The organism is Natrinema zhouii, from assembly GCF_013456555.2.
Classification (GTDB): Archaea; Halobacteriota; Halobacteria; order Halobacteriales; family Natrialbaceae; genus Natrinema; species Natrinema zhouii.
This window is the reverse complement of record NZ_CP084882.1, coordinates 193,000-206,548: the sequence shown is the minus strand read 5'-3', so window position 1 is coordinate 206,548 and position 13,549 is coordinate 193,000. Positions and strand designations below refer to the sequence as shown.

The 13,549-nt window shown below is 54.7% G+C and carries 13 protein-coding genes and 2 pseudogenes; 7 read left to right on the top strand and 8 right to left on the bottom strand.

Annotation, left to right across the window (positions count from 1 at the left end; genetic code table 11):
- Positions 1–120 precede the first annotated feature (120 nt).
- A complete protein-coding gene (locus HYG81_RS38575) occupies positions 121–468 on the bottom strand; it encodes an SWIM zinc finger family protein (RefSeq protein WP_226777897.1) in 348 nt (115 codons plus the stop codon).
- A 1,447-nt stretch (positions 469–1,915) separates the two neighbouring features.
- Here HYG81_RS38575 and HYG81_RS38570 point away from each other — a divergent pair.
- A pseudogene (locus tag HYG81_RS38570) lies at positions 1,916–2,256 on the top strand (IS5/IS1182 family transposase); the annotation flags it as partial.
- 227 nt (positions 2,257–2,483) lie between these two features.
- Complete coding sequence (locus HYG81_RS38565; protein ID WP_226777896.1) at positions 2,484–2,849, top strand: group I truncated hemoglobin; 366 nt, start codon at positions 2,484–2,486, stop codon at positions 2,847–2,849.
- Between the two features lie 784 nt (positions 2,850–3,633).
- On the opposite strand, the pseudogene HYG81_RS38560 reads toward HYG81_RS38565, so the two are convergent.
- Positions 3,634–3,840 (bottom strand): annotated as a pseudogene (locus HYG81_RS38560) (molybdopterin-dependent oxidoreductase); the annotation flags it as partial.
- 57 nt (positions 3,841–3,897) lie between these two features.
- Between HYG81_RS38560 and HYG81_RS38555 the strand changes: the two are divergent.
- Complete coding sequence (locus tag HYG81_RS38555; RefSeq protein ID WP_226777895.1) at positions 3,898–5,100, top strand: IS4 family transposase; 1,203 nt, start codon at positions 3,898–3,900, stop codon at positions 5,098–5,100.
- 69 nt (positions 5,101–5,169) lie between these two features.
- Here the strand turns inward: HYG81_RS38555 and HYG81_RS38550 are convergent, their stop codons facing one another.
- Both HYG81_RS38550 and HYG81_RS38545 read right to left on the bottom strand, forming a co-directional pair.
- Positions 5,170–5,955, bottom strand: coding sequence for a molybdopterin-dependent oxidoreductase (locus tag HYG81_RS38550; RefSeq protein WP_226777894.1), 786 nt, complete (start codon positions 5,953–5,955; stop codon positions 5,170–5,172).
- Between the two features lie 248 nt (positions 5,956–6,203).
- On the bottom strand, positions 6,204–6,581 hold the full coding sequence (locus HYG81_RS38545; RefSeq protein ID WP_226777893.1) for a cytochrome b/b6 domain-containing protein: 378 nt from the start codon (positions 6,579–6,581) through the stop codon (positions 6,204–6,206).
- A gap of 301 nt (positions 6,582–6,882) precedes the next feature.
- Here HYG81_RS38545 and HYG81_RS38540 point away from each other — a divergent pair, with 301 nt between their 5' ends.
- Positions 6,883–7,068 carry a ferredoxin gene (locus tag HYG81_RS38540; protein WP_226777892.1) on the top strand — a complete coding sequence of 62 codons (186 nt, stop codon included), beginning with the start codon at positions 6,883–6,885 and terminating at the stop codon, positions 7,066–7,068.
- Between the two features lie 279 nt (positions 7,069–7,347).
- On the opposite strand, the gene HYG81_RS38535 is transcribed toward HYG81_RS38540, so the two are convergent.
- Positions 7,348–8,319, bottom strand: a complete 972-nt coding sequence (locus tag HYG81_RS38535) for a transcription initiation factor IIB (RefSeq protein ID WP_226777891.1) — start codon at positions 8,317–8,319, stop codon at positions 7,348–7,350.
- A 258-nt stretch (positions 8,320–8,577) separates the two neighbouring features.
- Positions 8,578–9,207, bottom strand: coding sequence for a trans-sulfuration enzyme family protein (locus HYG81_RS38530; RefSeq protein WP_226777957.1), 630 nt, complete (start codon positions 9,205–9,207; stop codon positions 8,578–8,580).
- Between HYG81_RS38530 and HYG81_RS45480 the strand changes: the two genes are divergently transcribed.
- Positions 9,151–9,279, top strand: coding sequence for a hypothetical protein (locus HYG81_RS45480; protein WP_255647777.1), 129 nt, complete (start codon positions 9,151–9,153; stop codon positions 9,277–9,279). The two genes, HYG81_RS38530 and HYG81_RS45480, sit on opposite strands and share 57 nt — an antisense overlap.
- A gap of 267 nt (positions 9,280–9,546) precedes the next feature.
- Positions 9,547–9,897, top strand: a complete 351-nt coding sequence (locus HYG81_RS38525; RefSeq protein WP_226777890.1) for a DsrE family protein — start codon at positions 9,547–9,549, stop codon at positions 9,895–9,897.
- Here HYG81_RS38525 and HYG81_RS38520 read toward each other — a convergent pair.
- Both HYG81_RS38520 and HYG81_RS38515 read right to left on the bottom strand, forming a co-directional pair.
- A complete protein-coding gene (locus HYG81_RS38520) occupies positions 9,885–11,696 on the bottom strand; it encodes a ribosome biogenesis/translation initiation ATPase RLI (protein ID WP_226777889.1) in 1,812 nt (603 codons plus the stop codon). The two genes, HYG81_RS38525 and HYG81_RS38520, sit on opposite strands and share 13 nt — an antisense overlap.
- Before the next feature lie 117 nt (positions 11,697–11,813).
- A complete protein-coding gene (locus tag HYG81_RS38515; RefSeq protein ID WP_226777888.1) occupies positions 11,814–12,119 on the bottom strand; it encodes a cupin domain-containing protein in 306 nt (101 codons plus the stop codon).
- A gap of 236 nt (positions 12,120–12,355) precedes the next feature.
- Here HYG81_RS38515 and HYG81_RS38510 point away from each other — a divergent pair, with 236 nt between their 5' ends.
- Positions 12,356–13,534, top strand: a complete 1,179-nt coding sequence (locus HYG81_RS38510; protein ID WP_226777887.1) for a trans-sulfuration enzyme family protein — start codon at positions 12,356–12,358, stop codon at positions 13,532–13,534.
- The last annotated feature ends 15 nt before the right edge of the window (positions 13,535–13,549 follow it).

The following is a 13,549-nucleotide window of genomic DNA, read 5'->3' as shown; positions in this document are numbered from 1 at the left end:
GATACCCTCCATCCCTCTCGAGGGTGTAACAACACCACGTGCGGTACGTTCGTGCGGATGCTGGTCGACTCTGGCGAAGTTACCCCACGACTTCGGACTCAGTTTCACGTGTGGGGTAACTCACGGCGCTGGTGGATTCGCTGTGGCCTGCAACCCGCAGACCTCGAGTTCTCGAATCCGCTGTGCATTGCGTGCAGCCTCGAGAACGGACGTTCGGATCGCGACTGCAACCCGATGTTTGCATGCACCCTGGTGGTGTTTGTCTGCTGGACACGGACAGCTGTGCGGCAAGCCGTCCTCGATCGTCACGAGGTACTCGTGGTCCTCGGGATTTGCGTGACTGGCGTTGCGAACGAGGACGCCCTGCGCGACAAGTTCGAACTCGAAGGCTTCGTACTGGGCGCGTCGGAGCGTCCGCTGGGTCGGTTCAAGTCGCTCGATCGGATGTGCTGATGGTGATATTGACATAGATCAGGTGTAACTACCGGTAGACTGGTCGATCGTTTCGAGTTACGTGCTCTCGCAGTCGGAGCAGATGAGTTGAACTCCGAGGTCACAGGCAGTTTCACAGCTCTGGGTCGGAACAAGTCCGAACTTCCCGCAGTAGTTACAGCTCGTGTTAGTGTGTTCAGGGGCGTCGAATACGCCGAAGCGGGAATGCTCGACGGTCGAATCGGACTCGGTAGTGAACTCAACGGCGAGTGGGTTCGTGATCTGGCTGGCAGTTTGCATCGTCTTTGATCCCTCTATCCCTGTCAGGGAGCGAACAACGCCACCGGCTGTTCAGGTGCTTCTACGGTAGCATTGGTGGCAAGCGCACTACCGACGGCGGCTAGATGGAAGACCTCGAGGTTATCATCGATAAAGCACTCCAGACGATGGCCATCACATCATGTTGATCCACGCCGTCACGAACAGTGCCAGCGTCGACAGTCGTATCGCCTCAAGCACGGCATTACGGCCGTTATCGATCGCTCGGCAGCGCACCGCAATACGATCGAAACTTGTCGTTCGCCGCGCCGAAGCCGTGCGAGATTCACTCACGATAGATCGTGTCATCCGCGACGAGCGCGAGCGAACGCCCACAATGCGGGCACTGTTCGCTCGAACTCATCGCGTTTCCCCCAGTGTCGGTCCTGTCTCAAGTCGCACTATGTCGGTCCGTTGATCGCGGGTCCGATGAGTGCCAGCCCGGCAGATTAGACAGCGCAGATCCTCTCGGATGGCGTCGGCGTGATCGCACACCACGTTGTGGGCGACCACCAGATTGGCCGAGCGGTGTCGACACTCAACTATTGTCGTTCACCGTTGAGATCGACGTTGCGTGGACTACGCCGTGCATCGGACAGTACTGGCCCGCCGTGGGACCGAAATCGCTCAACTCGACGACCGCTGTTGGTCACCCACAGTGCGGGCAACTACTGCCCCGAGAGTCAGTTTCTTCGCGATTCGGCTCGTACTGTTGACCGCCTGTATCCCGGGTCATTGTCCTGAGCCGAGACAGGCATTAGCCGCGTGTTCCAGCACGCGGTTTCTCGAAGAACTATCCCCCGAGCGTGGTGCCTGCCTCCATCTAGACCTTCTACGACATAGAAGACAAATCTCTTTTACACTGGTGAAACTCTCGTGTTTGGCAATATTCCCTCGACGGCACAGTGATCCACAAGCAACGACCGATCCTTCAAGAACAGCTCGCTACTGCCATCCAACCGACTGCTGAGGCTTAGCTAAAGACCAATGCGCACCACATTAACTGATAGGCGAGGATCAGAGACAGCAGTTTATTCGATGGACATAGGTCTGCTTAGCCTCGTACTGAACGGATGGTAACGCTGAAAGGCTGTGTTGAACCACTAAACGACAGCGGAATGGTTCGCTAAATCGAAGGTCTTGAAGCGGGAGACTTCAGTTGTTCATGTCCCAAATCACCCGCTTCATTGGGCAGTTGTGCCGATTGCTCAAAACGTTATTGGCGATGGAGACGAATACGTTGCCCCGAAAGGTGGCGGCGGATTCGCCGACTATGCCCTCGTTTCCCTGCATTGTCTGCGAATTTACCTCGATACGTCTTACCGGATGACGATTGACCTGCTGAAAGAGATACCTCAAATAACCGGAGAAATCGGCCTCATCGCGGCCGATCTCCCCGCTCCATCTACGCTATGTAAAGCGTTCGACCGAATCAGTATGAGCGTCTGCCGAGTGCTGTTAAGCCGGTCGGCGCAGCTGAACAATCCCTCGAAACACGGTGCTATATAGATTGGACCTTAGAGCGTGTCACACAATGGTTCTCAACGGGAATTATTCGCAGCCCCAGTTATGATTAAAACTCATGATTGACGAAACTCATAGGGTTACACGCGAATTGGGAATGGTATAATCAACAGGTAAAGGGTATGAGACGCATTCTATGACACGCTGTGGACCTTATCCAAACAAATTTTTCCTATGCCTTATCTGCCTTAGATCCGTATTTGCTGTTGATGAGCGAAACACTATATGAAAGACTAGGTGGTGAAGACGCGATCACGGCGGTCGTCGATGAATTCTACGATCGCGTTATGGCAGACGAACAGGTCGTTGGCTACTTCGACGATGTCGATATGCAGAAACAGCGCGCCCATCAGGCTCAGTTTATTAGTTCGGTCACTGGCGGCCCGATCGAGTACTCGGGCGGGGAGATGGAAGACGTCCACGCGGATATGGGCATCACCCCGTCGGACTTTCGGGCGATCGCGACCCACCTCGACGACGCGCTCGCTGAATTCGACGTCGGCGAGGACGATCGTGAGGCAGTACTCGAGGAGATCGCGAGCTACCAGGGTGCGATCGTCACAGCGGCCGACTGATTGATAGGTCGTTCGATTCTGTTGGTGTATCGACTTCAACGACTCTTGAACTATAACTGTAGTCTTTGACGATTTTAAGAAGAGACTGTATTATATAACTGTCACTCTGAGCCACCCGCAGTACAAACTATCGAATAATACTTTCCAGAATCACAATTATTGATCTTACTAGAGAATTTATACTATATCCTTCCAACAGTTTGAACAAGGAATGGTACCGTTTTAACCTCTACTGGCTTACCTCTCGAGGTAAGAAACAGATTAGAACCGGCGAACCCACTGAGCGACTAGACATGAGTCCTACAAGCGTGTCTGAGATGTTAGGGGGAGTTAGCCGGTGACTCTTTCCTTGAGTACGAGAAATACACTGGTATCGAAATAACGCCTCGAGGGATAGCAATTACCAAGTCGCTTGCATGGAGGCAGTGCATTGTCACATTGTTCTTTGATCACATCTTAGCATACGACATTGACGGTTACACTTCTCGTCAAATTGAATATGATATTTGGAAGATGGAAACTATCGTCTTCAGGAGCGAATTGATCGTTCCTGTAGCGACACCTGTCGAAGCATTCTCGAAGATTCTAATATTTCCATCATGGAGTTCTATACCGTAAATTTCCTCATCAGGAATTTTGATAAATGGTCGTGGCAGGTTTGACTGGACTATAGACGTTATATATTTGATATCCACGGCACCATCCGCCAGGAGACGGTCATGGAAACCTTCAAGAAAACTCGTCGAGACGGCGGCCAGACTGCCGTACTGATCGAAACCAGTGGTTAGATGTCTGTATTACTGGGATAGTAATGAAAGACATCGTCGCGCCAGCCACCCTTGCCTTTCCCAATGTCCTCGAAGTCCTCGACGAATTCGATGCGGGTAACCCACTTGGCCATTTTATAACCGAGTTGGTTTTCGATGCGCAGCCGATAGGGGGCACCGTGGGTGACCGACAGATCCTCACCGTTCATTTCGTAAGCGAGGATCGATCCTGTCCCGTTTCGAGTATTTAAATCCGATGTCAGGCCGTCATGTTCGGCCTGATGACCGAAACGGTTCATACCCTGACACAGCGTTCTTCTGACCAGAATCTCAGCGGAGGGAGTTGTCAGTCAGCCACGACTGCAAGCGAATTTTACTCGCTGCTCGACGAAGTCGACAGCGAGTTCATCGCCGAGCAGTTCGATATCGGCACCTACACGACCAAGCACGACTTTGAGAACCATCTCAAGGTCGGCGTCTTCGAGGGCATCAATCCGTCTGACTCGCTCGCTGAACTTGCCGAGAAAACAGCCACACATGATCAGCTCGAGGAAATGGCTGCATCAACGTTCTCCCGGCGAACGAACGACCGCGACTACCACGCGGTCGTTCGTCTCTTCTTCGAGCTACTCCATTCGCCCCAGCTGTATCACCAACGCAGTGTTCAGCGCAAGCGGCTCGAATGGCTCGATCGAGCAGTTGTCGCTCTCGACGGAACAAATCTCGCTCTCACCAGGTCGGTCGCTGTTCCAAGTGAACTGCATGACAGCGAAGCCATTGATGAGATTAAGCCAGGTGACCGTGGCCTCAAATTCAACTTCGCTGCACGTGTGGACGGACACGCCAAGCAGCCTCTTGGCGTGTCTGTCACAGCGGGCGAAACACGCGAACCAACTCAGTTCGACCATCTCCAAGGCGATGTCGAGGTCTTCACAGACCTCGACTCGCCAATTCACGTGTTCGACCGTGGCTATCTCGACTATGACCGTTTCTGTGCGCTGAAAGAGCGTGAAGAGGACTTCGTGTGTTTGTTGCAGTCAGATTCTCGGGTCGATGTCCTGGAGCGAATCCAGGACATCGACATCACTGACGAAGCAGGGACACGACACGTACGCGACGACTTGATTGAACTGGCCGAGACTGGCGAAACGTTTCGGCGGATCGTATTTGAGGACGTGGACGGAGAGGAGATAGCGTATCTAACGACGCTATCTCCGGAGAAGTACGATCCTGTGGACGTGATGAACATCTACACGCTTCGGACGTTAATCGAGATTCTGTTTCGTGAGCTAAAGCAGTATACGAACATCGAGAACTTCCATTCACAATCGGTAAACGGCGTGTTGTTCGAGTTGTTCTGTACGCTGATTGGTTACGTGTTGATCGAGTGGTTCCGGCACTGCCACCCACTTCGGGGTGGCGTGCCGGAAGCAGTCCGTCTCATTCGTACACGCTGGAACAAGTCGCTTCCCGTGTACGGGTGAATCATCTGATAACGCCGTGAGAGCGCCGCCGCAGGAGCGGCGGCACTCTCCAGACAGGTGATTACCAGGCTATTGAGGCTGAGTCTGGACGATTGCGGCTGGTAGATTACGTCTTCGTCCCTTTGAACTGCTTTGCGATCTGACAGACCATAGTCTCTTGCGTTGTTGCTTGCTCGGTAACCTTATCACGTCGAAACGGGACAGGATCGATCGTGGTTCGCGGGCTTTAGTGAGCCGAATCGCCTCGTAGTAGAATTCCGGAACCGCAGGATCAACCTCAAACGGACCATCTGCGGAGTACTCCCACTTCTCGTCGAGCGTCCAGAAGACAAGCCATTCGGCATCCTCGTGGGGATTAAATCGGTCTATGATCTCCGACAGCGGGACGCCGCCCCACTTGGCGTAGTAGGTCCATCCTTGGATACAGTCGTGACGGGTGATGTTCTCCCGCTGGTCCATCTCACGGATCTCCTCATTCGTCAACTCAAGTTCGTTCTCAACAAGGCCATCAACGGTCACGGTCCAGTCTTCGAACCCGTTCTCGTAGTAGTAGCGGTACTCGTCATTGCGCGGCGGTTTTCCGTTGACCCGTGCGAAGTCGGACTTAATCTCCCTGTCGTCGCCGTCGACGAATGAAACTTGGTGAAAGAGTCCTTTCAGCAACGGATCGACGCCGACCTCAAGTGAATTCTGTGTAAAATAGGGCCGCTTGAGGGATATCCACGTTGCGAACCCTGCGAAACCGAAGACGATAACGACACCTATGAGGGTGAGAGCCATGGTCAGTTCTGTCGAGGCTGTCGAACTCCCAAGAACAATCTTCCCCATCTTCGACCAGAACCCGTGTGCGGCCACGAGGGAGTGGAGACTTCGGTTGAACTGTCGGTGGTCCCGAACCAATCAGGGGAGTGCGCCCGGAAGGCGGGTGCTTGGAAAATTCCGGTAAGAATCATCACTGGCGACAGTATAAAAATGACGCTGAAGTACGTGAGTTGCTGCAGTGCGTTGTAGCCGTTGGCGTGGGAGATCTGTAGCTGTGCGTATGTGAGCAGGTCGTTCCAAGCTTATGGGAAGATTTCAAGGGTCACCGGGACGAATCGTGTTCACTCTCCTGATACAAAGAGGGCACCAGCATAGAGGAGTCCACAGACGGTCCAGCCAAGCGCACCCCAGAAATGCCAGTGCCGTCCCATGCCGACCGCGTCTCGGCCGGGGAGAGAGATAAGGGCGGATGGAAGGTCAATTTCGTCTTCAGCGGCCCAGAGGTTCTCTCCGTCGATGACCTCCTTGTCGAAGTCGGTTGTCCGTTCCTCATCACCGACACGGATCCACTCATCGCCGGGTTCGGCGTCGTCGTTCCAGTAAAGTTTCGGATGACTCATCAGGATCTCGTATCCATTCCGGAACAACAGAATGATGAAAAAGAAGTTGAACCAGTGAGTGATCCGAAGCCACCATGGGAATGCTAGGCCGTCGGCCATACGTGAACAAAGAATGCCACTCTAGTAAACTTTGGTCGCGACTAAAACAGGTTTGGACGGGAGCTTTTTGATGATAGCACCGTACTCATAGTGTATGGGTGAACGAACCTGTTACAGAGAGTATTGTCCAGAATGTGATGCACAGGTAACAATCGTTGATGAGGAGTGTCCTGACTGTAATCGAGTACTAAAAATCGAGTGATATGTACTATGTCTCTGAACATACAACCACATTCTGATCAGCGACTACATAGATGCAGTTTCAATATACTGCCTTGACAAATTATGAAGAGAGATTACAATGCAGGTTGAATTCGATCAAGCAACCTGTACTGGGATTTTCAACTGTGTCAAAGAGTGGGAAGCATTTATCGAGGATCGAGACGCGGGAAAGGCTCCCCTTCTCGAAAGCGATGAAATAGAGTCGGATTTGTACGGACGGGAAGTCACCAACGACGAAGAGATGGATGCAAAAATGGCTGCATGAGTCTGTCCTGTCGATGCGATCGCGATTTCTGACATGACGGCACACAATTGATTCCCTGAAACAACCGTCCGTCATAGGAGGCATCCTCCTTTCAAGTATCGCGGTTATCTATCAGTGTCACTGCCAACACGCTACCCCCCGTAAGCATTGGTATGGACATATAGTCTGGAGTAAACGTAACCAGTTGCTTGGGAGAAATCTGAGGTTCTATGGAGAATTCGCTCGACATTGTTCAAAATCGATTGCTCTCTCATCTATGCCTGGGGAATGAAAACTGATTCAACTGTAGTTTTCGTATGCATCAAGTATTTCTGGGTAATGGTTTCTGATCGTTACGCAACTCACATGGGTAGCATTACTCACTGTATCTTGTGTGACTTTCTCATTTGTTAATTGGGCAGCTGCGTATAATGCCGCAGCAGTAATACTTGCTGGACTTTGGCCGCTGTGTAAAGACTCCGATTTTGCCGCTTCAAGTAGTCTTCGCGTTAACTGCTCTGCTTCCTCACTCACGCCAAGTTCAGATGCAAATTGTGGGACATATTGGAGTGGATCCACTGGCTTAAGTTGTAAAGAAAGCTCCTGAGAAATATAGCGGTATGCTCGTTGAATACGTACTTTTGCAACTCGACTTACAGTCTCAAACTCAACTAGTGTCCGTGGTGTCCCATGTTGGCGCGCAGCAGCATACAAACTGGCTGTTGTCATTCCTTCGATTGTTCGCCCTGGCAAGAGTTCTTGGTCAACAGCTTGTCGATAGATAACACCAGCAGTTTCCCGACAAGGTTGTGGAAATCCTAGCGCTGATGCCATCCGATCAATCTCTCCAAAAGCATGCTTGAGGTTACGCTCCTGAGCATTCTTAGTGACAAATCTCTGATCCCATTTCCTTAACCGTCGAAACAACTCCTTTCTTTTCGAGGAGAGTTGATTTCCATATCCATCCTTATTTCGCCAGTCAATCGTTGTACTGAGTCCACTATCGTGCCGAAGTTCGGTTGATGGTGCACCAACTCTACTACGCTTTAAACGTTCTTCATCTCCAAACGCTCGCCACTCTGGGCCACGGTCAATGATCTCCTCAGCAGTAATAAGTCCACACTTGTTACATCTTGCCTCCCCATGTTCGCTATCCTGAATTACCTGTCCATCACATTCAGGGCATACTACCTTTGATTCTGCAGATTCTGACTGATCAGATATCTCATGCGTAGTTGCTTTCTGTTCTACCTTTATATGGCGATCTTTCATAATTTATGTGAAGTGCTTTTGGATGAGATTTGCTGTGTGGTCACCTAGCGCATAGGGCTGACTTAACCATAAATGTAGATCAAATTCCCAATGGTTAGGAACCAGCCACTATCCTATTGAATTCGGACAAAATTATAATCCATTTGAAGACCGGTTTTAAGAAGATACTTAGAGGAAGAATGAGTCTATAAGGAATCTGGCTCTAATGATGAAATCCGCAAATTTCGGTAGTCTATAAAATTCTGGAATCAAACCGCTTTAAAGATGTACAAATGCTCGACCAAGATCGGCGCGGAGGTCGTCAACGTGCTCGATACCGACGGGAATGCGGACGAGAGAATCCGGAATTCCGGCTTCCTCTCGCTCCGCGTCGGAGAGGTACGATGCAGACATCGTCGCGGGATGGTCGACGAGCGATTCGGTCCCCCCGAGACTCACGGCAAGCGTGAACGTAGTGAGTTCCTCGAGGACAGCCTGCGTCTCGACACCCGTCGCGTCCAACTCGAACGAGACGATACCACCGAACCCGTCCATCTGTTCGCGAGCGAGGTCGTGTTGGGGATGCTGCTGTAATCCGGGATAATTGACCTGTATCGTCGCTGGATGACCGTCGAGGAACCGCACGAGTTTGGCGGCGTTAGTTTCGTGTTGGTCCATCCGAAGCGGAAGCGTCCGTAGCCCGCGGAGCGTGAGATAACAGTCGAACGGAGCAAGCGTTCCACCGAGATCGTAAGCCTGCGTGTGCCGCACCGAGTCTGCTATTTCATCGTCATCAGTCAGGATAGCACCCCCTATCGAATCGCTGTGGCCGTTCAGATACTTCGTCGCACTGTGGATGACGACGTCCGGTCGTTTCTGCGCAAAAACTTTCCCCAGATCGCGATGCACGGCGGGGAAGCTGCCGTCCGGGACGTCGATCCCGACTCGGGAGCAGTCTGGATCCAACTCCCGGGTGCGTGAGGAGGGTGTGGCATCTCGCCGATGACGATGAGGCAATCCAGAGCCACCTCGCAATGGAACTTCCCCGGCGTAACAGAGGTTCACGTCGAGACCGTCTGATCCCTTGATCGCACCCGGAAATAGTGTCGTTCGAATATCTCTATGCTAACGACAGGTTTACTCACATCTGACCGCTAGTTCTCAACTGACGTCCGAGTCCATATAACTGAACTGAAAAGATATTTGGACTAAACGTTACCTGACCGACGCACGTACCCTATAGTGATCATGTCGAAACATGCGTTCATACTCCTGTCCCATCCGGAGTATCCGGGTAAGTTTGCCAACCCGCTGACCTATGCTGCACAGCTCGATGATGCCGGCCACGATGTCGAAGTGTACTTCGATGGGGAAGCGACGTACTGGTTCGACGATCTCGAGGAGCGGCCCCAACCCGCGCTGGATGCCTACGCCCGTGCGAAAGAACGTGACCTCATCGCGGGGGTCTGCGATCACTGTGCTTCGTTTAAGGGCGTTGTAGAAGCCGTCGAGAGCGAGGGATTCGAGATCGAAGGTACCGACCACGCACCTGACGTGGCAGAGTTAGTCGACGAGGGGTACGAAATTCACATGGTGTAGTAGTACTCCCCATTGCGCTTCTGTTTTCGGTCGAGCTGACTACCCGGTTTGTTGACCCGAGGCCGGCCGGTTTGCTCGTCGCGGCGGAACGTCACGTCCAGCGAGGAGAGGAAATCGTTCATCCCCTCGCGCATGGGTTGTGGCGCGGTTGCCTCCCCGTACGTCCCGGACTCGCCGTCGAAAACGACCAGTCGATCCGACACGCGATTGATCAGGAAGAGGTCGTGGTCGATCACGAGCAGTGGCCGGTCGCGTTGGCGGGCGAACCGACGGAGCTGGTCGGCAACAGCTACGCGGCGGTCGACGTCGAGAAACGCCGACGGCTCGTCCAGAAGGTAGATGTCGGCCTCGCGGGCGAGACACAGTGCCACCGCGACCCGCTGGAGTTCGCCGCCGGAGAGCTCCGAAAGCGGGCGATCGAACAGCGTCTCGAGGTCGAACGGCTTTGCGATCCGCGTCTCGAACGCCTGCGAACTGACGTCGGTAACCCGCACGAACCGTTCTCGAACCGTCTCGTCGTCCGGAACGATGTACTGCGGTTTGTACGAGACAGTCGCGTGGTCGGGGACGGTCCCATCGTCGGGTTCGATGCCTCCCGCGAGTAGTTTCGCGAACGTCGTCTTTCCGAGGGCGTTCGCCCCGACGATCCCGATCGATTCGCCCTCGTGGACGGCGCCGGCCTCGACGGTCAGCGAGAACTCCTCGAAGCTGACCTCGAGGTCCGGATACTCGAGGACTGCCTTCGTCTCGGGGACCGACCGCTCCCGTGGCCCCGGGAATGTGATCGACTTATCTCTGATCCGGACGTTTTCCTGTCGAAGCTGTCCCTTGAGGAACTGGTTGATACCCTCGCGGGATCCGAGACGTTGGGCAACGACACCGAAATCTCCCGGTTCCCCGTAGGCGACGTGGATCCCGTCGGCGAGAAGGTCGAGGGTCGCCAGGTCGTGTTCGACGACTACCGCCGCGGCCCCTGCCTCAGTGATCCGGTCGCGGATCGTTTGGGCGACGCTCAGTCGTCGTTCGACGTCCAGGAACGACGACGGTTCGTCGAACAGGTAAAGGTCAGCGTCGGTCGCCAGCGTGGTCGCGATCGCGAGGCGCTGGTGTTCACCGCCCGAGAGATCGCCAATCGCCCGGTCGAGAAGCGGCGTCAGGTCGAGTTCGTCTACGAGGTCGTTCACCCTGTCTCGGGAACTGTTCGCTCCGTTCGAGTACGCGGCCAGCCGTGTTCGGACCGTCTCGTCTGCAGTCGCCTCGTCTACGGGTGCCTCGACTCGCTGGTGTTTGGTCGCTGTCGTTACGTCTTCGCTGCGGAGTCGCTCGAGGTGTGTTTGAAGTGTCGTACCGCGAAACGTGTCGATCGCGCGGTCCCAGTCGGGGTCGTCCTCGTGCCCAAAGTTTGGGATCGTCTCTCCAGCAAGGATCCGTAACGCCGTACTCTTCCCGATCCCATTGCGTCCAAGCAGGCCGATCACGGCTCCGTCCTCGGGCATCGGAAGTTCGTAGAGTCGGAACCCGTTATCGCCGTACTGGTGAACGAGCTGGCCGGTTTCGGCGGGGAGCGGCACGATCCGAATCGCGTCGTTGGGGATTTTCTTTTCGATGAGCTTGTGTTCGCGCATTACGACGTCGTCGTCGATGTGTAACTCCCCGTCGTCGGTGACGTGAAACCCCTCGCGCCCCGAGCGATTGAGTGGGTCGTATTTGACCGCGATGTCTCTGATCTCGTCGGTCACTTCGTCCTGATCGATGACCGCGACGTACGCTTGCTCTTGGATGTCGGTCGGATTCGTCATGGTGTGGTTGGAAATCTCGTCTCTGTGTGCTGGCGTATACTGGGTGGTGTTCCGTGCGACCGACGGGGCGAACCGTGGTGCCTTGCCATCGACCCGTTTCGCCCGCTCGAAGGAGAGCTATGCCGACTCCTGCTGTGCCAGCACGATGAGTGCGGTACTCGGCTCGAGGGCGTGCGGTGCGATGTCTTGGTCGCCGTCAAAACGGGCGATGTCGCCTGCGGTAACTTTGTAGGTGTCACCATCGGGTTCCAGTTTGATCTCGCCCTCAAGTAGGTGGAAGACGATGTCACGACCCGGGTGTGAGTGGGGTTCGGCCGCCTCGTCTGCAGCGAGTTTCAGCCGGATCGTTTTTGGCTCCTCGGTGGGGAAGACGTTCGCGTGTGGTGTGGCCTCCAGTTCTGAGAGGGATCGAATTGTGGGCATACGTGACTTACCTCGTAGCCGAGTACGCGTGTCGTCCCGACGGGATCGTCAGTACGGGTCACCGTCTCGGCGTCCGAACACGAACGACTACGGGTTCGACTCTCAAAAGTGGGCTGTCGAACACGTTTGTTCCTTGAATTATGCTGATGTCGACGTACCGTTCGACAATCGACTCATCGCAGCGGTACCGAGACCGATCCGCCCTTGTGCGTTCGGTTGGACGGTGACATACCAGTATGTCCGAAAACGACTACGGATTCGAAACCCTCGTCACTCGATTCGACGAGGACGGTTCCGGCGCGGCGGAGACCGGGGACGTCGTCGCACCGATCCATCTCACAACCACGCACGAGATGGATCAGCCGGGGGTCTCCGATCACGGGTACAAGTACACGCGATTTGGCAACCCGACTCGAGACGTCCTCGAGAGTCGACTTGCGAAACTTGCCGGCGCGGAGCACGCGACTGCCTGTGCATCCGGAACCGCAGCGATAGCGACAACATGTCTCGCGGTCCTCAAGCCCGGCGATCACGTCGTCGCGTTCGACGGCATATATGGTGGGACGCGGCTCCTCTTCGAGGATCTCGTCGTAGATTCGATCGGAGCGACCGTCGAGTACGTGGACGCGACGGATACTGAAGCGGTCGCCAACGCCATTGCCGACGACACTGCGCTCGTCTGGATGGAGTCGCCGACGAATCCACTACTCCGACTCTGTGATCTCGCCGTGATCGGTGAACTTGCTGCAGCTGTGGACGCCTCCTTCGTCGTCGACAATACGTTTTCGACGCCGTACCTCCAGCGACCGCTCGAGTTCGGTGCCGATGTCGTCGTTCATAGCACGACGAAATACATTAACGGCCACAGTGACTCGATGGGCGGCGTCGTCCTCACGAACGACGATGTGATCGAAAGCGAGATCGATCACGTCCGAGCGTACGATCTCGGCGGAACACTGTCGCCGTTTGACTGTTATCTCACGCTCCGTGGGCTACGGACGCTTCCGCTTCGGATGGACCGACACGAGGCGAACGCATACCACATCGCCGAGTTCCTGTCCGATCACCCGGCCGTCCGTCGCGTCCGCTATCCCGGACTCGAGGCACATCCACAACACGCCCTCGCCGAGGCGCAGATGGACGGGTTCGGTGGGATCGTCTCGTTCGAACTCGACGCTTCGGGAGCCGAAACGCGAGCTGTCCTCGAGGAGCTCGAGGTGTTCACCCTCGCCGTGAGCCTCGGCGGCACCGAATCGCTCGTCGACCATCCGGCGACGATGTCGGCGTCGTATCTTTCTCAAGCGGAGCGCGAGGCGGCCGGGATTTCAGAGTCGCTGGTTCGCATTCCCGTTGGGATCGAAAGTAGTGACGATCTCGTCGCCGATCTCGAGCGGGTACTCGCCAATCTGCTGTAGCGCCACGGGTCTTCG

Coding starts and splice junctions, on each gene's coding strand:
- HYG81_RS38540 (WP_226777892.1), top strand. CDS start 6,883: ATGCAGGTTGAATTCGATCAAGCAACCTGTACTGGGATTTTCAACTGT.
- HYG81_RS38545 (WP_226777893.1), bottom strand. CDS start 6,581: ATGGCCGACGGCCTAGCATTCCCATGGTGGCTTCGGATCACTCACTGG.
- HYG81_RS38565 (WP_226777896.1), top strand. CDS start 2,484: ATGAGCGAAACACTATATGAAAGACTAGGTGGTGAAGACGCGATCACG.
- HYG81_RS38520 (WP_226777889.1), bottom strand. CDS start 11,696: ATGACGAATCCGACCGACATCCAAGAGCAAGCGTACGTCGCGGTCATC.
- HYG81_RS38555 (WP_226777895.1), top strand. CDS start 3,898: ATGACCGAAACGGTTCATACCCTGACACAGCGTTCTTCTGACCAGAAT.
- HYG81_RS38515 (WP_226777888.1), bottom strand. CDS start 12,119: ATGCCCACAATTCGATCCCTCTCAGAACTGGAGGCCACACCACACGCG.
- HYG81_RS38510 (WP_226777887.1), top strand. CDS start 12,356: ATGTCCGAAAACGACTACGGATTCGAAACCCTCGTCACTCGATTCGAC.
- HYG81_RS38575 (WP_226777897.1), bottom strand. CDS start 468: ATGTCAATATCACCATCAGCACATCCGATCGAGCGACTTGAACCGACC.
- HYG81_RS38525 (WP_226777890.1), top strand. CDS start 9,547: ATGTCGAAACATGCGTTCATACTCCTGTCCCATCCGGAGTATCCGGGT.
- HYG81_RS38535 (WP_226777891.1), bottom strand. CDS start 8,319: ATGAAAGATCGCCATATAAAGGTAGAACAGAAAGCAACTACGCATGAG.